General features: G+C 34.5%; 21 protein-coding genes. 16 read left to right on the forward strand and 5 right to left on the reverse strand.

What is annotated here, in order from left to right; all coding sequences use genetic code 11:
* Position 1 precedes the first annotated feature (1 nt).
* From ACSHWW_RS06560 to ACSHWW_RS06580, 5 genes are all read left to right on the forward strand, one after another.
* Positions 2-607 carry a MarC family protein gene (locus tag ACSHWW_RS06560; protein ID WP_435681631.1) on the forward strand — a complete coding sequence of 202 codons (606 nt, stop codon included), beginning with the start codon at positions 2-4 and terminating at the stop codon, positions 605-607.
* Positions 608-678: 71 nt separating this feature from the next.
* Positions 679-1,113: a hypothetical protein gene (locus ACSHWW_RS06565; protein WP_435681632.1), complete on the forward strand. Its 435-nt coding sequence runs from the start codon at positions 679-681 to the stop codon at positions 1,111-1,113.
* On the forward strand, positions 1,114-1,425 hold the full coding sequence (locus ACSHWW_RS06570) for a DUF6122 family protein (RefSeq protein ID WP_435681633.1): 312 nt from the start codon (positions 1,114-1,116) through the stop codon (positions 1,423-1,425).
* A gap of 20 nt (positions 1,426-1,445) precedes the next feature.
* On the forward strand, positions 1,446-1,865 hold the full coding sequence (locus tag ACSHWW_RS06575) for a hypothetical protein (RefSeq protein ID WP_435681634.1): 420 nt from the start codon (positions 1,446-1,448) through the stop codon (positions 1,863-1,865).
* 3 nt (positions 1,866-1,868) lie between these two features.
* Positions 1,869-2,168, forward strand: a complete 300-nt coding sequence (locus ACSHWW_RS06580) for a hypothetical protein (RefSeq protein ID WP_435681635.1) — start codon at positions 1,869-1,871, stop codon at positions 2,166-2,168.
* Here the strand turns inward: ACSHWW_RS06580 and ACSHWW_RS06585 are convergent, their stop codons facing one another.
* A complete protein-coding gene (locus ACSHWW_RS06585) occupies positions 2,169-3,416 on the reverse strand; it encodes a glycosyltransferase (protein ID WP_435681636.1) in 1,248 nt (415 codons plus the stop codon).
* 239 nt (positions 3,417-3,655) lie between these two features.
* Between ACSHWW_RS06585 and ACSHWW_RS06590 the strand changes: the two genes are divergently transcribed.
* The 9 genes from ACSHWW_RS06590 to ACSHWW_RS06630 all read left to right on the forward strand — a co-directional run bounded on the left by ACSHWW_RS06590 (position 3,656) and on the right by ACSHWW_RS06630 (position 11,271).
* Positions 3,656-4,426, forward strand: coding sequence for a ParA family protein (locus ACSHWW_RS06590; protein ID WP_435681637.1), 771 nt, complete (start codon positions 3,656-3,658; stop codon positions 4,424-4,426).
* A gap of 2 nt (positions 4,427-4,428) precedes the next feature.
* Positions 4,429-5,328, forward strand: a complete 900-nt coding sequence (locus ACSHWW_RS06595; protein ID WP_435681638.1) for a ParB/RepB/Spo0J family partition protein — start codon at positions 4,429-4,431, stop codon at positions 5,326-5,328.
* Positions 5,321-5,899: a DUF5683 domain-containing protein gene (locus ACSHWW_RS06600; RefSeq protein WP_435681639.1), complete on the forward strand. Its 579-nt coding sequence runs from the start codon at positions 5,321-5,323 to the stop codon at positions 5,897-5,899. The genes ACSHWW_RS06595 and ACSHWW_RS06600 overlap by 8 nt, the downstream gene beginning before the upstream one ends.
* A 1-nt stretch (position 5,900) precedes the next feature.
* Positions 5,901-6,605, forward strand: a complete 705-nt coding sequence (gene dapB, locus ACSHWW_RS06605; RefSeq protein WP_435681640.1) for a 4-hydroxy-tetrahydrodipicolinate reductase — start codon at positions 5,901-5,903, stop codon at positions 6,603-6,605.
* 34 nt (positions 6,606-6,639) lie between these two features.
* The gene (gene lepB, locus ACSHWW_RS06610; protein ID WP_435681641.1) at positions 6,640-8,217 is read left to right on the forward strand and encodes a signal peptidase I; all 1,578 of its coding nucleotides are present in this window, start codon (positions 6,640-6,642) and stop codon (positions 8,215-8,217) included.
* Positions 8,218-8,220: 3 nt separating this feature from the next.
* A complete protein-coding gene (locus ACSHWW_RS06615; RefSeq protein WP_435681642.1) occupies positions 8,221-8,838 on the forward strand; it encodes a WbqC family protein in 618 nt (205 codons plus the stop codon).
* A gap of 4 nt (positions 8,839-8,842) precedes the next feature.
* Positions 8,843-9,706, forward strand: a complete 864-nt coding sequence (locus tag ACSHWW_RS06620; RefSeq protein WP_435681643.1) for a DUF1853 family protein — start codon at positions 8,843-8,845, stop codon at positions 9,704-9,706.
* A gap of 127 nt (positions 9,707-9,833) precedes the next feature.
* Positions 9,834-10,325 carry a Dps family protein gene (locus ACSHWW_RS06625; protein ID WP_435681644.1) on the forward strand — a complete coding sequence of 164 codons (492 nt, stop codon included), beginning with the start codon at positions 9,834-9,836 and terminating at the stop codon, positions 10,323-10,325.
* Between the two features lie 70 nt (positions 10,326-10,395).
* Positions 10,396-11,271, forward strand: coding sequence for a hypothetical protein (locus tag ACSHWW_RS06630; RefSeq protein ID WP_435681645.1), 876 nt, complete (start codon positions 10,396-10,398; stop codon positions 11,269-11,271).
* Here the strand turns inward: ACSHWW_RS06630 and ACSHWW_RS06635 are convergent.
* Both ACSHWW_RS06635 and ACSHWW_RS06640 read right to left on the reverse strand, forming a co-directional pair.
* Entirely contained in the window at positions 11,268-11,438 is a 171-nt protein-coding gene (locus ACSHWW_RS06635) for a hypothetical protein (RefSeq protein ID WP_435681646.1), read from the reverse strand. The genes ACSHWW_RS06630 and ACSHWW_RS06635 overlap by 4 nt on opposite strands.
* Before the next feature lie 64 nt (positions 11,439-11,502).
* Positions 11,503-15,213, reverse strand: coding sequence for a metallophosphoesterase (locus ACSHWW_RS06640; protein ID WP_435681647.1), 3,711 nt, complete (start codon positions 15,211-15,213; stop codon positions 11,503-11,505).
* Between the two features lie 43 nt (positions 15,214-15,256).
* Here ACSHWW_RS06640 and ACSHWW_RS06645 point away from each other — a divergent pair, with 43 nt between their 5' ends.
* Positions 15,257-16,474, forward strand: coding sequence for a Pycsar system effector family protein (locus tag ACSHWW_RS06645; RefSeq protein WP_435681648.1), 1,218 nt, complete (start codon positions 15,257-15,259; stop codon positions 16,472-16,474).
* On the opposite strand, the gene ACSHWW_RS06650 is transcribed toward ACSHWW_RS06645, so the two are convergent.
* Positions 16,440-18,785 carry a GAF domain-containing protein gene (locus ACSHWW_RS06650; RefSeq protein ID WP_435681649.1) on the reverse strand — a complete coding sequence of 782 codons (2,346 nt, stop codon included), beginning with the start codon at positions 18,783-18,785 and terminating at the stop codon, positions 16,440-16,442. The genes ACSHWW_RS06645 and ACSHWW_RS06650 overlap by 35 nt on opposite strands.
* Before the next feature lie 141 nt (positions 18,786-18,926).
* Between ACSHWW_RS06650 and ACSHWW_RS06655 the strand changes: the two genes are divergently transcribed.
* Positions 18,927-20,048: a TlpA family protein disulfide reductase gene (locus tag ACSHWW_RS06655; RefSeq protein WP_435681650.1), complete on the forward strand. Its 1,122-nt coding sequence runs from the start codon at positions 18,927-18,929 to the stop codon at positions 20,046-20,048.
* Here ACSHWW_RS06655 and ACSHWW_RS06660 read toward each other — a convergent pair.
* Positions 20,040-20,681 (reverse strand): rhomboid family intramembrane serine protease, encoded by a 642-nt coding sequence (locus tag ACSHWW_RS06660; protein ID WP_435681651.1) that lies wholly within the window; start codon positions 20,679-20,681, stop codon positions 20,040-20,042. The two genes, ACSHWW_RS06655 and ACSHWW_RS06660, sit on opposite strands and share 9 nt — an antisense overlap.
* Positions 20,682-20,714 lie beyond the last annotated feature (33 nt).

Consider the following 20,714-nt stretch of genomic DNA (forward strand, 5'->3'; position numbering starts at 1 on the left):
CATGGCTGAGATTTTAACCGCTATATTTTTCTTATTTGCAGTGATTGATCCTATAGGTACTGTTCCCGTTTACCTGGAAGCAACAAAAGAGTTTGATAAGCTTCATAAACGCAAAGTAGCAGTAAGAGCATCTGTGGTTGCCTTTCTTATTTTATTATTTTTTATAGTAATAGGTCAAATCATTCTTGAAGGAATGGAAATTACTCTAGATGCGTTTCAAATTTCAGGTGGTGTTATTTTATTCTTATTTGCACTCACGATGATATTTGGTAGTGGAAAACCAGAAAGTGAGAAAAGTCAAATATCAGATTATAAACATGTGACTATTTTTCCAGTAGCCATTCCATCGATCGCTTCTCCAGGTGCTATACTTGCAGTAGTATTACTTACTGATAATCATATTTATTCTATTGAACAACAAGCACTGACAACCTTATTAGTTTTACTGGTTATAGGACTTACATGTGTTACGCTATTACTAGCCAATAATATTCAAAAAGCAATAGGAACTTATGGAATCACCGTTATCAGTAAAATTATGGGATTAATTCTAGCTGCTTATGCAGTTCAAAGCATCCTATCTGGAATAGCAGATTATTTTAAATAAGTACTAGCCTTCCATCCTACTTAAGTTAATTTATTACTCAATTAAGTAGATTTGAAACAAACACAAATGATATGACTTGGCAAGAAATTAAGGCTGCTGGAAAAGCATTTCCACAAGAAAAAGTAGCTCTTGTAGCTGTTACCATTGATGGTGAACCACGTACTGGCTGGATCAACACCGGTTATAAAAATTATCCTCATAAAGAGTATTGCGAAACCATGAGTGTTTTAACTGTCGAGTTTGAGGACATGAATGGCGTATCAGAACAAGACATACAGCTATATTTTATTGAAGAGATGAATAAAGTTTGTGTTTCTCATATGATTTCAAGAATTCCAACAGATTTTGGAATTGAAATGCTCTTTTACTTTGAAGATCGTGAAAAAGCGCTTGCTAAGTTTAACGAACTGTATGAAAGTGAAGATAAATTAGTGGACTTCGGCTGTAGTTTACAATCAGATCCTGAGTGGGAAACGATTGAAGGAATGATGGAAACCTACGGATAAATGATGCGAACCTTTATCCATTACTTTTTACATTTTGGATTTCCTTTATTGATTGCTTTGGTGTTCTTTAAAAAGGATTGGAAAATGGCCTATCTTCTATTTCTTGCCACTATGCTAGTTGATTTAGACCATCTTCTCGCCTCACCTATTTTTCAAGCAAATCGGTGTAGTATCAACTTTCATCCTTTACACACTTATTATGCGATGATTGTTTATGTAGCGATGTTATGCTTTAAAAAGCCTATTCGCATTTTGGGAATTGGATTGTTATTTCACATGGTTACTGATTATGTGGATTGTTTGATGATGTAAAATGAAATTAAAAACATGTAATGAATTTAATTGGAAATTGGAAAGGTTATTATGAATTTGGCGAAGGTTATGCGTTGCCGCATTTTGGTGAACGTGTAGTAATTGAAGTGAGCTTGTCAGGAAGTAATCACAGTTTTACTGGAATAATGGAAGAAAAAGAATCAGAGTTTGCAGTTCCTTTAAAATCTACAATTAAAGGTTTTTCTGAAAATGGTGTTTTATCTATTGTAAAAACCTATCCTAAATATCCACGGATAAAGGAACAAGGAAGTTCAGAATTAGTTTTTGAAAACGGAATACTCGAGATTGAACACTTAGGTTTTGTAGATGAAAAATTTAATTCAATGTACGGCGGATGGTCGTTGAGAGAGGAATTTGAAGTAGATGGTCATATTGAAGAAGATATACTTTATGGTACTTGGTTATTGAAAAAAATATAAACAATGAGTAAATCAAAGGCTATAATTTCTCTCGTTTTCACGATATTTTTTTTTATAAGTTGTAAAGACTACTATAACGATGCTATCCATTGGGCAGACGAAATAGAAACAGGCTCAATGATAGAAGAAGTTAAAGAAATACAACCTAATTATTTAGAAATTGATTGGAATAATCCGCAAGTGAATGGTAATGAAAAGTTGTTCCTAATTACTAGTATAAAAGGTAATCATGATATTCTTAATATGAGTAATTACTTGGTCTTTGAAAATGATAAATTTAAGGGAAGAACTTCACATAAGTAACTATTCCTTATTCTTCTTCTCAATCCACTGACTAAAATACTTGGTACTATTAAAAGATTGTTGTTGAAGCAATTGACCCATAAAATTCTGTAAGCGGTGATTTTCTAGTTGACAGGAAATTTCATTTATTCTAGAGATAAATACTTCCTTAAATAGCGCCATATCAAATCGGTTTTGAAGTGTTTGAAAACCACTTTCTTGATATTTCTTCCACTCTATTTCATTAAGGTATAATTTAACTGCTTGCTCAACAATATCAGCTGGAGCGTCATAAGAATTTATTTTTCCATTTGATTTTATTTTTGGAAGTATTCCTTCGGTCGCTACAGTAGTCCCAATAAATGGAGTTCCAGTTTCCATGGCTGTAAAAAGTTTGCCCTTTAAACCAGCGCCAAATCTAATAGGTGCCAGCACTACTCTACTATTCTCGATGACTTCGTTTGCATTCTTTGCTCGTCCTTTAATATAAAAACCTTGTTGCTCATTATGTAGTTGAGATACTTTTGGGCTTTCATAAGCACCATAGACGTGCATTTGAGCTTTAGGAATTTGTTTTCTAATCAGTGGCCAGATTTCAGTTTTCAAATACAGAACAGCATCATAATTAGGCTTATGGATAAAGTTTCCTATGGTAGAAAAATGTTCCCGATCATGAAAACTTTTGTAGTTGGCAGCTTTTAAGTTTTGAAGTGTTTCAGTTTCTGTTAAAAATGGTAAGTAACATAACAAATCTGCTGGGACACGGAACTGGTTTTGAAGCAATTCCATTTCATATTCTGAAATGATTAAGGTAACATCACATCTATAAATACTTGCTATTTCCCGCATCGCTTGTTTGCTATGTAAATGCTTTGCAGTTACTTCGTCATTATTCTTTAATGCCACTTCACGTGCAGCTCTTAAGAAATGAAGATCTTCAGTATCGAGGATATTGATGCTGCTAGGGCAGCTTTCGCGGAAGCGCCATCCATACTGCTCTTCTACCATAAAACGGTCATACATCACAGCATCAAAAGCTTCTTCTTTTACCCAAACATCAAAACTGCTATCGTTTAGAAGAATAGACTTTTCAGTGACTTGGTAATCATGAAGTGCAACGCTGTAATCACTTCTGGAAGCAGCACTTGCAAAGGTCACGACATAATTTGCATCCTGAAACAACTGAATCAATTGCAACATGCGCGTTCCTGCTGCTGTGCTTTGCGGTTCTGGCCAAGTGTGACCAATGATTAAGAGTTTCTTTTTCACAGTCCAAAGGTATGATAATCGATAACACTTATATAATATCCAAATGTCAGTTCGAGCGCAGTCGAGAACAATTTATGGAGATGTACCAAATTCTAATTTCTCAACTCTTACCTACTTACTTTTCTCAGGCTCAAATTGATGATACCGGTGACACAATTATCGTTAATAAAGTATATCATAAAGCACTTAATTTAACTAGTAAATTTTTACCTTAGCAGCTTAAATTGATTCGATTTTAAATGGGTAAAATTATAGCAATTGCTAACCAAAAAGGTGGTGTAGGTAAAACTACTACGGCTGTAAATCTTTCGGCATCACTAGGTGTACTTGAAAAAAAGGTGCTTCTCATAGATGCAGATCCACAGGCAAACGCCACGTCGGGTCTAGGAATAGATGTGGAATCTGTAGAGAATGGTACTTACCAACTTTTAGAACATACGGTTGCTGCAAAAGATTTAATTGTAAAAACTTCCTCGCCTAACCTGGATATCATACCGGCGCATATTGATCTGGTTGCCATTGAAATTGAACTAGTTGATAAAGATGAACGTGAGTACATGATGCGCAAAGCGGTAGCTGAGATAAAAGATCTATATGATTACATCATCATCGATTGTGCTCCATCATTAGGTTTATTAACGCTTAACGCGCTTACAGCAAGTGATTCTGTTTTAATACCTATCCAGTGTGAGTATTTTGCACTTGAAGGATTAGGTAAATTATTGAATACTGTAAAAAGTGTGCAGAAAATACATAATGACCAACTAGATATAGAAGGTCTATTATTAACGATGTATGACAGTCGTTTACGACTTTCTAACCAAGTGGTTGAAGAAGTGAATCAGCATTTTAAAGCACTTACTTTTAAAACAATTATACAGCGCAATGTGCGTTTAAGTGAAGCACCATCTTATGGTGAAAGTATCATCAACTATGACGCAGCTAGTAAAGGTTCTGAAAATTACCTAAGTCTAGCTAACGAGTTGATTCAAAAAAACGCCTCTAATTAATTATGGCCAAAGCAACTAAAAAACAAGCCCTAGGTCGTGGACTTTCTGCTTTATTGAAAGATCCATCAAACGACATTAATAGTGCAAACGATAAAAATGCCGACCAGATCGTAGGCAACGTTATTGACTTGAATCTCGATGATATCGAGATGAATCCATTTCAACCACGTACTAGTTTCAATGAAGAAAATCTGCGTGAACTGGCATCATCCATTAAAGAACTAGGTGTTATTCAACCTATTACGGTTCGTAAAAAAGGTTTTGGCAAGTATGAATTAGTAAGTGGAGAGCGTCGTTGTCGTGCTTCAAAGTTATTAGGCATGGACACCATTCCAGCTTATGTGCGTATCGCAAACGACCAGGAATCTCTGGAAATGGCGCTTGTTGAAAATATCCAGCGTCAGGATTTAGATCCTATTGAAATTGCCCTATCCTACCAGCGATTGATTGAAGAAATCGATTTAACTCAAGAACAAATGAGTGATCGCGTAGGGAAAAGCCGTAGTGCGATTACTAACTATTTACGTTTACTAAAACTAGATCCTATCATTCAAACAGGTATGCGCGACGGTTTTATTTCTATGGGACATGGACGTGCTTTGATTGCTGTGGAAAGTCTAGATAAACAATTGGATATTTATCAGCAAATACTATCAAAAGGTCTGTCTGTAAGAGATACTGAGGCTATTGTAAAGGCTGAGAAAAGTGGTGATACGCTTCCGCGAAAGCAGGATAAAACTACCAAATTGCCATCAGAAATTGTTGCCGCAACTAAAAACCTGTCTGATACTCTAGGTACTAAAGTTAACGCCACGGTTGATTCTAAAGGGAAAGGAAAGTTAACGATTGCCTTTAAATCACAGAAAGAACTAGAACGTATTATGAAACAATTGAATGCGTAAATCGGTATTCTACATATTATTAATTTTGGTAAGTTTTACAGCTGCTGGACAAGCGCCACCTAACTCTGAACTCAGGTTGATTACTGCCGACTCTGTAAATACCACACTTGATGCAAATAAGCCAGCACGAGCTGCTTTTTACAGCGCTATTTTACCTGGATTAGGTCAAGCATACAATAAACAGTACTGGAAAGTTCCTATTGTTTATGGAGCATTAGGTGGAGCTGTTGCCGTTTACTTTTACAATGATGGACAGTATCAAGATTTAAGAAAAGCATTTAGAATACGACTTGCTGGAGGAACTAATGATATTTATTCTGACGCTGCAGGTAATCCTATCATATCTGATTTAGGACTAGAACGTGCTCAAAAAACAGCCCAACGTAATAAAGAATTAACGATATTAATAACTGCAGGAATTTATATTCTACAAATTATAGATGCAAACGTGGACGGCCATCTTGATGATTTTAACGTAGATCGTAATTTGAGCGTTACACCTACCATTATGAATATTGAACATGTGCCGTCGGGTAGTAACTTTGGACTATCACTCACTTATAGCTTTTGATATGAAAATAGCATTACTAGGTTATGGAAAAATGGGACACACCATAGAGCGCCTTGCTTTAGAGCGTGGTCATGATGTTGTGACGCGTATAGGTAGAAACGATTCTATCAACGATATTCAAAAAGCAGATGTTGTCATTGAATTTACATCGCCAGATAGTGCGGTAAGTAATATCAAACTCTGTGCAGACATGGGATTGCCTATCGTATGTGGAACCACTGGATGGAGTGAAGAATTACAAGAGGTTACTGATTATGTAAACGCTAAAAAGGGAACTCTAGTTCATGCTTCTAACTTCAGTCTAGGAGTTAATATATTCTTTGAATTAAATCGCAAACTGGCGGCTATGATGGCTCCACATGATGATTACAGAATTAGTATGGAAGAAATTCACCATACTCAAAAGAAAGATGCACCTAGTGGAACTGCAGTAACTCTTGCACAAGGAATTATAGAGTCTACTTCATTGAAAGAATGGCATTTAGGAACTGATGATGAAAGTGATAGTTTACCTATAGATGCTCAGCGAATTGATGACGTAAAAGGAACTCATAGCGTTTACTATAGTAGCGCAATTGATGATATTGAAATTAAACATACTGCTCACAGTCGGGACGGATTTGCCATAGGTGCCGTGATTGCTGCAGAGTGGATTACAAAACGTAAAGGGATATTTACTATGAAAGATGTTTTAAATCTTTCATAAGCAATAAACCATATAATATTTAAAGAATACACAGATGAGTTGGACAGGTTGGTTGATTTTTTTCTTAGTACTTCAAGTGGTACACGCGTTAGGTACTTGGAAAATGTATGTCGCTGCTGGTAGAAAAGCATGGGAAACTTTTGTTCCTGTTTATAATGCGGTTATATTCATGAAGATATTGAATAGACCATGGTGGTATGTGTTCTTATTGTTTTTACCTGTAGTGAACTTGATAATGTTTATTGTGGTTTGGGTTGAAGCATTACGTTCTTTTGGATACAATAATGCAAAAGATACTATTCTAGTTATAGTAACTGGTGGGCTCTACCTCTACTATATCAATTACACACAACCATTAAATTATATAGAAGATCGAAGTTTAGTTCCACGTACTAATGCTGGAGAATGGACTAGTTCTATATTATTTGCTGTGGTTGCGGCTACCATTGTGCATACTTATGTAATGCAACCATTTATCATTCCGTCGCCATCATTAGAAAAGACATTGCTTACGGGAGATTTCTTATTTGTAAGTAAGATGCATTATGGGCCGCGTATTCCCATGACACCAGTGGCTTTACCAATGGTACATGATACTATTCCAGTAGCGCATGTTAAGAGTTATATGGAAAGTCCTCAAATACCTTATACACGTATTCCAGGATTTTCTAAAATCAAGCGCAACGACATCGTAGTTTTTAACTGGCCAGCAGACACTATTTATGGTTATCCTTCTTTAGATGGTTTATATCATTACAAACCCATTGACAAGAAATCTAACTATGTGAAACGTTGCGTAGGAATTGCAGGAGATACTTTATCTATAATTAATGGTAAAGTTCATATCGATGGACTACCGTTAGAATTACCAGAAAGAGCAAAACTTCAATACAGTTATTATTCAGAAACTAAAGGACGAACTATCGATTCTAAAGTTTTAAAAGAAGAATATGATGTTACTGATGGCATCCAGCAAGGTTACAAGCAAGGAAGCGATGTGCCAGCAGCCTTTTTCTCTGCTGCTACTCAAGAAGCTGCGACAGCTCTAGAAAGTACTGATAACATCTTAAAAATGCAGCGCCAAATTGATTCTGCAGGAAGCTGGAGACCTAATATCTTCCCGTATAATTCTCAAATTGCAAATAATAATGATAACGTTGCTCCTTTCCTTATTCCTAAGAAAGGTATGACTACAGCTATCGATTATAAAAATGTAGATTACTATAAACGTATTATAGAAGTTTATGAAGGCAGCGAGATGCATGAGCTAAACACTGTTGCCGTAAATGGTAAAAGTGTTTATTTAAATGGAAAACCATTAACAACTTATACATTTAAACAGAATTATTACTGGCTCATGGGTGATAACCGTCACAACAGTGCAGACAGTAGATCATGGGGATTTGTACCAGAAAACCATGTGGTAGGAAAACCAGTGTTTGTATGGATGAGTATGGACTGGAGCAGCGGTCTACCTAGTTTCCGTTTTGATCGCATGTTTACAACGGTGAATGGAGACGGACAGCCTACTTCTTATTTATGGGTTCTTATCGTTGGTATTTTAGGATACATTGGATATAAGAAATTTGGTAAGAAGAAAACTAAGAAATAAATCATGGAACTCATACTACATCCTAGTTATTTTATAGATGTAGTGAGTCTAGTTCATGTATATCACAGTGACTCAATAGTTCTAGAGACGCATGATAATTATTTAAAACAGACCTATCGTAATAGATGCTACATCGCTGCGGCAAATGGTAAACTCGCTTTAAATATTCCAATTATTCATCAAAAGTCTGGTGGATCAGTTCCTTATAAAAGCATAGAAATCAGTCAAGCCGAAGATTGGGCTACACAGCATTTAAAAAGCATTAAAAGTGCTTATAATAGCAGTCCGTTTTATGAATATTATGAAGCCGATTTACAGTGCCTTTTCTCTAATATTCCAGAAACTTTAATGGAATGGAATATTAAAACATTCAACTGGTTGCTTGGGTTATTTTCTATCTCTAAAACTATAAATCTTTCAACAGAATATTTAAATGATTCCAAAGCACAACAATTAATCACTGCAAAACAAGCTCCTATCCTATCTGTTTCGCCTTATATACAAGTGTTTCAAGAAAAACATGGTTTTATGAACGATTTAAGCAGCTTAGACTTGTTATTCAACTTAGGACCTAGTGCTGGTGTATATTTAAAGGAACAACTAGGATTACTTAAACGTTAATCCATTGGCTCAAGATAACTATAGTAGATTCAGAGTATTTTTTAAAACGGCCACATTGTGGAACGGTAAATTGGCAGGTTTACAGCAATTTCCCTTAAGTGAGTTTGATTTTTCACATCTTAAAGAGCAAAAGGATTCTCTAGAATTACCACTCATTCCAGTAAACACGGTTCTAGGAAAAAGAGCCGAATATTTCTATGAGTTTTGCATACAGCAAAGCAGTAATTACAACTTAATTGCCTCAAATATTCAGATTAATGTAAATAAAATTACCAAAGGTGAACTGGACTACCTTATCAAAGAAGTAAAAACTGGAAAGGTTTTGCACGTGGAATTGGTCTATAAATTCTATTGTTACGATCCGAGTGTTACTGAAAAGTCTGCATATTTAAATGAAGTTCAAAATCAAGAACTTTCTAGATATGTAGGACCTAACAAGCGTGATAATTTTGTTTTTAAATTTGATAGGCTTTTAAATCATCAGTTACCACTACTCTACACTGCTGCTGCGCGCGAAACGCTGGAATCATTAAAGTTAGATATAGATAAAATCGAGCAGCGCGTCTGTTTTCTGGCGCACATTTTTATACCACGGGAACTGTGGCAACATGACTTTAAGTACATTAATAAGCGTTCCATTGCTGGATATTACTTGAATGGAGACGCTTTCGCGAAAGCGGATACCAACAACCTCTACTACTTCCCAGAAAAATATGCATGGAAAATGGAAGCACATTCCTTGAACACTTTTTACACACATGAAGACGCAGTTCTCATAGCAATTAAGAGTCTAGAAAGAGGATTTGCGCCATTGATATGGATGAGATTAGATGATGGCAGTTTTGAACGGTTTTTTGTCATTGCTTAAGTCATAATCAATTTGATTTATCTTTAAATAATGGTCTCCTATTTAAGATAACATAAACATGTTTTAACCTTTTATTGCCAGTGATAGCGGTATATCATATGTATCTTTAGATAAAACAAATAAGACTATGAATTACTTAAATTTAGATATAAATAAAACAGAATCTACAGTTAGTGAATTAAACATCCTTCTTGCAGATTATCATTTATATTACCAAAAACTTAGAAACTTTCACTGGAACATTAAGGGGAAAAACTTTTTTGATTTACATGTTAAGTTTGAGGAAATGTATGATGATGCAAAATTGAAAGTAGATGAAATTGCAGAACGTATCCTTACCTTACGTTATCAGCCTACATCTAATCTGTCAGAATATTTAAAATCATCGAATATTAAAGAGTCTAAGTCTGAACACACTGATGTGGAAATGGTAGAAACCCTTTTAGATGATCACGGTATATTAATCTCACAAATGAGAAAAGTTGTGGAACACGCTGGAAATGCTGAAGATGAAGGAACCATCGATTTAATAGGTGCTTACATAAGAGAACTTGAGAAAACAAGTTGGATGCTGGACGCTTGGAGAATGAATACGAGCGATAATCATCAAACGGTATAATTCAACTTATTACATTTTGAAAACCGTCTTTGAGCTTGATACTTAAAGGCGGTTTTTTATTTAAAATTCTATGAAAAAAATATCTTTAATAATATTCTTAATCTGTTTTCAATTTGTAAGCTGTCAGGATTATGGTAAACTTACTCTTCTAGAGCATTTACCAGAGACGCTTGAAGAAATTAGCGGTATGGAAATAGTTCCTGATAATAATCTATTGTTTGCGATAAATGATAGTGGAAATGCACCTAAAGTATATCTGTATGATAGAGAAAGTGGTTTGTATACAATAGAATCTGAGCAGTTAGAAAATCAAGACTGGGAAGATCTAGCTCTTTACAATGACAGTATCAGTGGTAGAACGCTACTCTATGTAAGTGATACTGGGAATAACAGAAATAAGCGTAAGGATTTAGCCATTTATGAACTCGATATTACTAATATAAATAAACAAGATTATACCCGTTTTGAGGTTCGAAGTATTCCATTTGAATATGAAAATCAAAAAAAGTTCCCACCCAAAAAGAAAAATCGAATTTATGATTGTGAAGCCCTAATCAGAAATGGGGAATATTTCTATTTGTTTAGTAAAAATCGCAGCAAAGATTTTAATGGAAAAACACAAGTCTACAGACTCAAAGTAGATGGCACATCGCAAACTGCAGAATTTCTCACTGATATTGAGATATGTAATGATAATGATGATTGCTTAATTACAAGTGCTGACATCAACAGCAAAGGAGATATAGCACTACTTACTAGCGATAAAGTATTTATCATTAACAATTATGATGTTGACTTTAATGAATTTGATATAAAGCGTTACGATTTAAATCACTCTTCACAGAAGGAATCTGTGATTTTCAAGGAAGATGATCTTTTATGGATTAGTGATGAGCAGAGAAAGAATACAGGTGGTAATCTTTATGAATTTAAATTAGAAGATTAAGACTTTCTATGTTTCCAGAAAGTATAAGCTCCTGCGAGTTCTACTGCTATTCCTATAAGAATCATTCCAGTAGCTCCTATTATTTCCATTAGATACATTACTATTCCTATAAATACGATAGCACTTCCTAGCGCTATGAGTGTAATTCCACCTTTTTTATTATTCATATTATAAAAATACAAAAGGCTCGTAATACCTACGAGCCTTTTGTATTTATTATTTCATAGCTTTCTAGAAGCTGAACCCAACCTGGAAGCTAAATCGTAACCCATCAGCACCAGTGAATACATTGAAGGTTGCACCTATAGCCTCAGCTGAGTTGATCCACAATCCACCACCGAAGTCGTTGTGCCACTTATCACTATATTCTCCATCTACCCAAACTCGACCTAGGTCTGCTCCACCAAATATTCCCATTTGGAGAGGAATTAAGCCTGTTTTGAACTCATTAAAACTGTATCTCAAATCTGCACTACCTGCAAATGATCGCTGACCAGAGAATCGCTGTGTGCGATAACCACGTAATCCGTTATTTTGCCCTAGTTCTGCAAGTTGATAGAATTGATAATTATTACCTACGTTCACTTGACCTTGGATCATAGTTTTTACTACCCATTTTCGATCTCTTGAAATAGCATTATAGAAGCCTAATTTTGGTTTGAAATACAACAAGCTTTCATCCAGCTCATCTGTAGATAAAATACCACCTAGCGATGTTTCAAAGATCATTCCTCGTGTAGGGTTAAGCTTGTTATCATAACTTTCATAATTATAAGTCGCTTTAGTATCTACAAACCACTTACGCTCATAAAAGTCTGGATTAGTAGTAGGATCAACTAAGTCTGTGATAAAACGATCATTTCCTTCTTCAACTTCTATTCCTTGAAGATTTGATAATATGGTAAAATTTGAGCCATATTCACCACTATATTTAACACCTAACCCTACAGTCGCTTCACTTATACGTACTCGATTGAAATCAAAATCATCTGCTAGATTTGTGGTTTCATTTCCAGCACCAAAGAAATTCTCTGTAAATGTAGGTCCCGCAAATCTTCCGTTAACAATAAGGTTGAACCCATTAAATACTCCTGCAAATTCTCCTGTATAATTAATGTCATATCCTTGTGTGGCAAAATAGTATCCTGCTTTTATTTTATGAACTCTAGTATTAGGATTACGATTAAAACCATTGACAGTATACACATTTTGCACGCCTATTTTAAAACCATCATCTGGGTTAAACCCTATAGCAGGTGTTAAAGCATTACTGGTTAAAATGTTCTTTTTAGGATTGTAGAGATTGGTATCATAATTATCTGATAACCTAATGCGTGAACCACCTTTTGATTTAAAGGTGTTATCCTTAGACTTGTGATCATAAATGGAAACTGCTTTTCCTTCTTCAATATCATAGATATCATTATTCTGTCCACCTATCACACGTACTTTAATTTTCTTTTTTCCTTTTCCAAATGCTCTAATGATATCATCGTCATCAAGTGCATAAACCCAAATCTCTTTAGTATCGTTAATGTCAAACATTCTTTGAGAAACTATATCAGCTTTTTCACCACCTTTATTTCTGTAAATAGTTATTTGAGTTTTACCATCTTCTATACGATTGATTTCGATAATATCATCTTTATCTGTACCAGTCATAATAGCTAGTTTAGATAAATAATCATAGTATTCATTTGCCGTTTCAACAAGTGCATCACGGCGTTTTTTCATATTCTCAATGATGATTTGAGTAGATTCGTGAGGATAAATTTCGGCAGGTAATTTTTTAAATGCGTCTTCAATTTGCTGATCGCTCAGGTTCTCTTTGATGTATTTTGCTTGTGTTTCCCAAACTAAGCGATCACTGTTTTGAGCTAATGATCTATCTAGGTAACCAGCAGCTGTATTAAACCATTTTACATCAGTAATTTTATCATCATAAGTTGCAAACTGGTTAGTTATACCTATCATAGTACGTAACGTAGCAAATAAAGCACCATCAAAGTTTGAATACACTTGATCTCTATCTCTAGGAATAGCGCGGAATAAGTGCGTTCCATCTTCTAATTCAAATTCAGACCATCGCCATTGATCCTGGTGTCTATCCCAGTCACCTATCAACATATCAAACAAACGAGCTTTTACATAATGTGGCTCATCAATTTTATATTTCTCATCTCTACGCAATCTTTCAAATACACCACTCGTGCTTTCGATATCATCTGGTTTACCGAAACTCAATAAGTCTTTATGATTTTCTTCTGGTCGCTCCACGAGTAAATAAAGTTCATCACCATAGTCGTTATTATATTTACCTAGAGCCTCTTGCTTAGGTAAATAGAAAACCTCAGGATTAGTATGATAAACACCTACGGCATCTGCAAGATCTGGAATTGTTAAAGATGCATAAGGATGTGCTGCCGTGTAAAAATCAAAGAGTAAATCCTCTGTAGTAGTGTCTTCAAATCCTTCAATGACTTGATTCTCTTTAAACACAACAGTTTGAAGAAATTGTACAGCACTCTTTTTTAAGGCTCTTATATTGTATTCCTTACCATTCTTATCTTTTAATCTCAGTGCTCTGGTCTGGTGTCCACCGCCGGCACGCACTACTTCTAGACCACCATATAATGTATCTAAGATGGCAACTTTAGCATTCACCTCAATTCCATATAAATCACGATACTTATTTCCCCATACTGATTCATAAACTCCAGAGACGTCTGTGCGCTCTTTCTCGTATATAGACGCTTTCGCGAAAGCAGGATAAGAATTAGGTAATTGCTCTATATCAAACTCTTTAGGTTTATCAATGGCTTTTACGGTATAGATCAATTCAACTTTCCCATTTGTAAGTGTGTAATAACGTACCCAACCACTTCCATCTTTCATGATATCGAGACGTGCAAAACCTTTACCACCGTAGGCAAATAGTCCATCATTACTCAATGTCGCATAACTTTGTTTAGAACCACTACCCGATACTATTTGCCTAATTCCATCATTCTCGATATACTGTAATGTATGCTCATGACCACTTGCAAAAATGATGCGCTGTGCTTGAGAAGAACGAGCAAGAGTAGTAATGCGGCTCACCATTTCTTGATAACGCTGATTTTGCTTATCCTGTGCACTTATTCCACCACTAGTACGGATCTGGCTTACTAAGGATGCAAGGATAGGTATAGGGATATTACGTTGTGTAGGAAACAAGTGTTTAGTAATTGCATACTGCCCACCATGAACTCCATTTGTAAATAATGGATGGTGCATCGCAACGACTATTACTTTATCTTGATTCTTTTTAAACTCACCTTCTATTTCTAGAAAGAGTTGCTCTCTTGTTTTAATTTCGTCACAATCATCATTTATAGTAGGATGATCATCCCATTTAGCAAGATACCACTGACTATCTAATATAAGTAACTGCACATCATTAGATAACTCGATGCTCTCTAGTGGACAGCCTACTTTAGGTTCCCATACGTTCTTATTATCCAGCGCCTTTTCAATGTAATCCTTCTCACGTTCTACGTTTTTTAGGCCTTCATTATACCAGTCGTGGTTACCAGGAATAAATATGGTTTTTCCTTTAAATTGTTGTGCAACATCTATTTGAGCATTCAAATGATTCTCTGCAGTTGCTCTAAAGTCGTCATCCTTACTAGGCATTCCAGTTGGATAAATGTTATCACCTAAGAATATAAGATGAGAATCCTCAGTATTTTGATTTTTAATATGTTGCTCTAGCGCAAGTAAACCATTACTTTTACCATTGAGTGGTGATATACCTGCATCTCCTATAAGATAAAAAGTCTTTTGTACTTCCTGATTTTCTGGAAATACTTCTTGAGATTCTTCACGATATTGCTTTTTATATGAAGCGCAACCAGCAAGTATAAAAATGGCGATGAAAAAAAGAGTAGTATTTTTAAACATATATTAAGATGGTATTATTTTAAATTGAATTAATATTGAATCTATGACAGATAATATTTTCCAAAAAGCCGACAATTTTGTCCTTGATTTATTTAAAAATCAACTCGATGAAACATATGTGTATCATAATTACATGCACACTGCGCGTGTAGTCAAAAGTACTAAAGAGATTCTCGAAAATACTCAAATCGATGTTAAAGAAGAAAGAGCTTTAATCCTTGCTGCATGGTTACACGACACAGGCTATATAGATGGTGCTGAAGGTCATGAAGAGCGCAGTGCAAAAATTGCAGAGGAATTTCTAGCTAAGAATGAAGAAGATAAAGAAACGATCACTTTAGTAAAACGATTGATTCTTGCTACCAAATTTAATGGCACTCCTAAATGTCCACTAGAGGAAATTTTAAGAGATGCTGATTCTTCTCATTTTGCCAAAGACTACTACAGTGAAACTAGTGAGCTTTTAAAAAAGGAACTAGAATTACGTGGAACAAATAACTTCTCTAACAAAGAGTGGCGCAAGGAAAATATCAAAGTTTTTACAGAGAAACACCGCTACTACTCTGATTATGCAGTGAAAAACTGGAATAAAGATAAAAATGAAAACTTGATGAAGTTGCTAAAAAAGAAAAAGAAAAGCAACAAGAAATATGATAAAGAGCGTATTAAAGTGGATTTAAAAAATAAAAGTCCTGAGCGTGCGATTCAAACTCTTTTTAGAACAGCATTGCGTAATCATATAAAATTAAGTGACATTGCAGATACTAAGGCAAACATTCTATTATCTGTAAATGCCATAATTATCTCTCTCGCACTTGCAAACCTTATTCCTAAGTTAGAACAAGTAAGTAATAGGCACTTATTATGGCCTACTTTAATTCTTGTCTTATTTTCAGTTGTTACCATAGTTCTTTCAATTATGTCCACTAGGCCTAATGTTACGTCTGGTCAGTTTACAGATGATCAAGTAAGAGAAAGAAAAGTGAACTTATTATTCTTCGGTAATTTTCATAAAATGCCTTTAGATAAATATAAGAATTCAGTTATGGATTTACTTGAAGATAAGGAAGATGTGTATGAATCTCTTGTAAAAGATTTATATTATTTAGGTGTTGTATTAGCTAGAAAATATAAGATATTAAGATTGACTTATACCATATTTACTATAGGTATAGTAGGATCTGTTATAGCATTTATAGTGTCTTTTTCCTTACTAGATTTTGACTCTATTGCTGATGTAATTCCTGCAACAACTCCTTAAAAGGAATTCTTTCATTCTCATCAGGAGTTGATTTGTATAACACACCAACTCTTAATGCTTTGAGTCCTATAACTCCTTGAACATCTTCTAGTTCTAATGATTCTACGTCATCAGTTAGGAAGTTTTTGTATTGTAAAAATGATATATACCTTAGGTATTCTTTTTTACTCTCATGGTTTGTATAAATAATAGATATTTTACCTTTTTGAGTAACACGCTCATCAGTTCCTTTGATATTGGCCTTATCGATGCGCTTTTTAATAACCTCATACCTTGCGTTATAAGCACCATCAACATCAAATCGTTTCTCATCTACACGATATCTTATACTCAACGTATTGCCAAAGGCGAGAATCATAGAAGCCGCTTCAATTTGTTCCGGTAATTTCTCTTGATATTGATAGAATTTATTTTCCATCTCAATCATAGTTTTGAGTTGCCATAATCTCATATTCAATAAATAAACCGAATTGAATTCTGGACTTCTTACTAGACTAGCTCCTACATATATGTTATGCTCAATACCATCAGTTTTAAATCTTTCAAAAAAGTGAGGATACATTTCTTGAGCTTCAATTTGTTTACTGTCTAAAAACCGTGCAAGTCGTTCATTAACCACTTGAACAGTAACATCATAATTATCACGATTAGTGTAAATTACACCAGAATCCTTATTTACATTTGATTCATAACCGGTAACTAATTTATCAAGTTGAGGACTTAACTCTTTAATATGATTAATTATAGGGTTGATTTCTGTTATGAAAAGGTTTGCAATTTCACTTTCAGTATTTGCATTAACAAGTCCATCCTTCAATTGAGACTGATGTTTATGAATTCTATGAATAATTTGATTATAAATAGGTAATGGTTCTTTCGCTTTCGCGGAAGCGAATATCTCACCAACTAACTCTAATTGATTCATCAAGTCCTTCTTAATAGCCTCATTGCGAGCATTACTACTGCCTACAATATCGATTTGTCCATAAAGTGGATTTACGTCTTCAAAAACTATGTCTGCAAATTGATCGTCATTTGAGTCTGCTCTAGATCTTATAAGTCTGTGAGCTTCTTGTTCAAATTTCCATTGAACACTTGAGTGGATAGAAGTACATTCTGTTTGAATAATGGCTTTAATTCTAGTCTCATGCTGCTCTTCTGACCTGAGCAAAGCTATTTTAAGATAATTAGATATGCTATCTAGTTTAGTGGCATTGTAAGAATTAAGTAAGAATGGCTCATAACTTACTAATTCCAAAATACCTAAAAGCTTACCGTTATGAGAAATAGGATAAAATATCGCGCTCTTAATACCGGCATCTATTAAATTATCTGGTAAGAATGTGTTATCAACCGAGTTTATATAATCATCTACATCTGTAATAATAAGCGGACTGAACTGCACTAGTAAATGATTATATGAATCTTCACAAAGTGCGTTATTACAATTTTTTTCATGACTGGTTCCAAGTAAATAGCTTGTAGAATCGCTATATACCATCGTTTCAAAAATTTGATTTGTGTTATTGAACACGGTAAAACCTACTTTGAGATCATCAATATTAAATAATTGCCTGAAAATGTTTTCGATGTATTCGTTTTCGTAACCATTTTTATCTGCTATACTACTTAATAGGACGGTTTTTAGGTCTGAAATCGCTGCGTCCATGGTCACGTCAGTAAGTGTTACAATACCAAAACCTTTAAAAGAGTAACTATCTAGAGAAAACTTAGATTTCCACAATTTATCGTCTGTAGGGTTGCGCAGTAATTGTTTTACACATTCATTGGTCAGTCTATATTTTTCATCATTAAGTATCACATCTATAAAATCTGCATTATAGGTCATGCGATACGTTTTTATAGCACCATTTGCATCAGGTATTTTACAATGCATAGGTTTACTTAAATCAACTTGAGCTTTATAGAGTTGTTTTAATATAACTCCACTCGCCATGGTGAAATAATTGAAATCACTATTTGCTAGAAATGAGAAATTATTAATTTGAGAATGATTTGTTATATTCTCAAATCGCTGGGTTTTATAAAAAATAATATCTGAAAAAGGAACGGTTGCCGCTTTGATTTCATTAAGCGTAATTGCTTTAGGAAATAAATCAGATAATAAGGATGCAATAACATCTTTATTTGCTTCTATTTCATTGATTTGTAACCCATTTTCTAATTTAGGATATTTATCTACATAGTCTAGAGTAGCCTTGAGAAACTCCAAGGCAATAGGATTTGTTTCCTTGATAATTCTTTCTCTATAATGAGCAATTACCTTGTGAAAACTCAAGGAAACTTTCATTTCAAATTTTGTAGATTTCAAATTCATATATTCAAAGGTAGTTTTATTCCTTGTACAACAGATTAGTGGTAAGTTGTTTTAGAAATTTTTAACCTATTAAATAGAGTTATAATATCTATTTTTGCTCAAAAGTTAATAAAGATGAAATTCCTATTATCCACTCTCTTAGTTATTTTACTCATTTCGTGTAAAACAGCAACAACCACTGAAAATACTCATTTCATAGAAGGAAATGCACCTGGTGTATACAATGGTATGCGCGTTTATATGAATAAGTTAAACGCTGGAAATAGACCTATGCCTGTAGATACAGCCATTGTGATGGATGAAAAATTTTATTTTGATCAGAATGAAGTTAGCACTTTTCCAGATGTACGTTTTTTAACGATGGATACTGGCGATGATAAATTTGTATTTATTCAAGGTAATGAAGCTTTACAAATAGAACTGAATAAGGATACTCTTTGGGCAAGTAATGTAACTGGTAGTGAAGAGAATAAAATTCTTTACGATTTTAGAAAAGAACAAGCAGATTATCAAACTAAGACTATGAATTTCAAGACGGAACGTGGAAAAGCGTATCGCGCTGGAGATGCAGAGAAAGGTGATTTAGTTACTAAATCATGGATGGATGCTGAGGAATCTTATAAAAATGGAATTTACAAAACCATCGAGAGCAATCCTGAAAAATTAGTAAGTTCTATGATTATAGGTGATATGCTAAATTCTAAACTTATAGATACTGATAAAGCAAGAACACTTTACGATATGCTAGAAGGTGACGTGAAGAACTCTCCTATCGCAAAGAGCTTAGAGAATTACTTAATGAAATTTGAGAAAACAGCAATAGGCGTAAAGGCTCCATATTTTGAAGGAAAAACACCAGAAGGCAATATCTTAAAACTTGATGATGTATTAGGCAAAGTAACTTTAATAGATTTCTGGGCATCGTGGTGTGGACCATGTCGTCGAGAAAATCCTAATGTTGTGAGAGCTTATAAAAAGTATCACGATAAAGGATTTAATATCATAAGTGTCTCACTAGATAAACAAAATGCCGAAGCTGCGTGGAAAGCGGCTATTGAGAAAGATGAAATGGACTGGAATCACATTTCAAGATTGATGCACTGGCAAGATCCTATTGCAAAGCTTTACAACGTTACTGGTATTCCAGCTACATTCTTACTAGATGAAAATGGAGTAATTATAGCAAAGAACCTACGTGGTCAAGCGTTACATGATAAATTAGAAGAGCTACTCTAGTTTCCCCATTTTTTTAAGGACAAATAATGCGATGATAGGTACAAGCATTAATACTACAGTTAATGTTTGTTCAAATATGATATTATAATCATATAATAAAGTCACTACATAGCCAGCCACTGCTCCACCGAAGTGAGCGTCGTGACCTATGTTATCGGCTTTATTTTTCATACCATATATGGAATAAGCCAGATATCCTATACCGAATACAAATCCTGGAATAATACCATAAATATAAATCCTAGGTTCTAACAATATCGCTGCATAAATAACACCAGAAACAGCTCCACTAGCTCCTATCGCGCTGTAATGATACTCATCTTTATGAAAGACATAACTTAATAATCCACCTCCTAAAAGGCTCGCAAAGTAAACTACTAGAAAGCCTACACTTCCTAAATAATCAACTACATAGTGCGCAAAAAAGTACAGCGTCAACATATTAAAAATAAGATGTTGCAAGTCTGCATGGAGAAATCCGCTTGTTAAGAATCGCAATTGTTCTCCACGTTGAATTCCTGCAATATTAAATTTATACTGGTCAAAAAAGTAGCGGTCTTGAAAACCTTTATAACTTACTAACGCACAAGCTACTATAATGACTATGGTGACTATATCTATTCCTTGATTCATGTGATTATTTTACTATCGAACAAGATAGTATAT

The organism is Nonlabens sp. (genome assembly GCF_051251825.1).
Lineage (GTDB): Bacteria > Bacteroidota > Bacteroidia > Flavobacteriales > Flavobacteriaceae > Nonlabens.

Coding starts and splice junctions, on each gene's coding strand:
- ACSHWW_RS06595 (WP_435681638.1), top strand. CDS start 4,429: ATGGCCAAAGCAACTAAAAAACAAGCCCTAGGTCGTGGACTTTCTGCT.
- ACSHWW_RS06570 (WP_435681633.1), top strand. CDS start 1,114: ATGATGCGAACCTTTATCCATTACTTTTTACATTTTGGATTTCCTTTA.
- ACSHWW_RS06655 (WP_435681650.1), top strand. CDS start 18,927: ATGAAATTCCTATTATCCACTCTCTTAGTTATTTTACTCATTTCGTGT.
- ACSHWW_RS06600 (WP_435681639.1), top strand. CDS start 5,321: ATGCGTAAATCGGTATTCTACATATTATTAATTTTGGTAAGTTTTACA.
- ACSHWW_RS06575 (WP_435681634.1), top strand. CDS start 1,446: ATGAATTTAATTGGAAATTGGAAAGGTTATTATGAATTTGGCGAAGGT.
- ACSHWW_RS06660 (WP_435681651.1), bottom strand. CDS start 20,681: ATGAATCAAGGAATAGATATAGTCACCATAGTCATTATAGTAGCTTGT.
- lepB (WP_435681641.1), top strand. CDS start 6,640: ATGAGTTGGACAGGTTGGTTGATTTTTTTCTTAGTACTTCAAGTGGTA.
- ACSHWW_RS06565 (WP_435681632.1), top strand. CDS start 679: ATGACTTGGCAAGAAATTAAGGCTGCTGGAAAAGCATTTCCACAAGAA.
- dapB (WP_435681640.1), top strand. CDS start 5,901: ATGAAAATAGCATTACTAGGTTATGGAAAAATGGGACACACCATAGAG.
- ACSHWW_RS06630 (WP_435681645.1), top strand. CDS start 10,396: ATGAAAAAAATATCTTTAATAATATTCTTAATCTGTTTTCAATTTGTA.
- ACSHWW_RS06615 (WP_435681642.1), top strand. CDS start 8,221: ATGGAACTCATACTACATCCTAGTTATTTTATAGATGTAGTGAGTCTA.
- ACSHWW_RS06560 (WP_435681631.1), top strand. CDS start 2: ATGGCTGAGATTTTAACCGCTATATTTTTCTTATTTGCAGTGATTGAT.
- ACSHWW_RS06645 (WP_435681648.1), top strand. CDS start 15,257: ATGACAGATAATATTTTCCAAAAAGCCGACAATTTTGTCCTTGATTTA.
- ACSHWW_RS06650 (WP_435681649.1), bottom strand. CDS start 18,785: ATGAAAGTTTCCTTGAGTTTTCACAAGGTAATTGCTCATTATAGAGAA.
- ACSHWW_RS06635 (WP_435681646.1), bottom strand. CDS start 11,438: ATGAATAATAAAAAAGGTGGAATTACACTCATAGCGCTAGGAAGTGCT.
- ACSHWW_RS06580 (WP_435681635.1), top strand. CDS start 1,869: ATGAGTAAATCAAAGGCTATAATTTCTCTCGTTTTCACGATATTTTTT.
- ACSHWW_RS06590 (WP_435681637.1), top strand. CDS start 3,656: ATGGGTAAAATTATAGCAATTGCTAACCAAAAAGGTGGTGTAGGTAAA.
- ACSHWW_RS06640 (WP_435681647.1), bottom strand. CDS start 15,213: ATGTTTAAAAATACTACTCTTTTTTTCATCGCCATTTTTATACTTGCT.
- ACSHWW_RS06625 (WP_435681644.1), top strand. CDS start 9,834: ATGAATTACTTAAATTTAGATATAAATAAAACAGAATCTACAGTTAGT.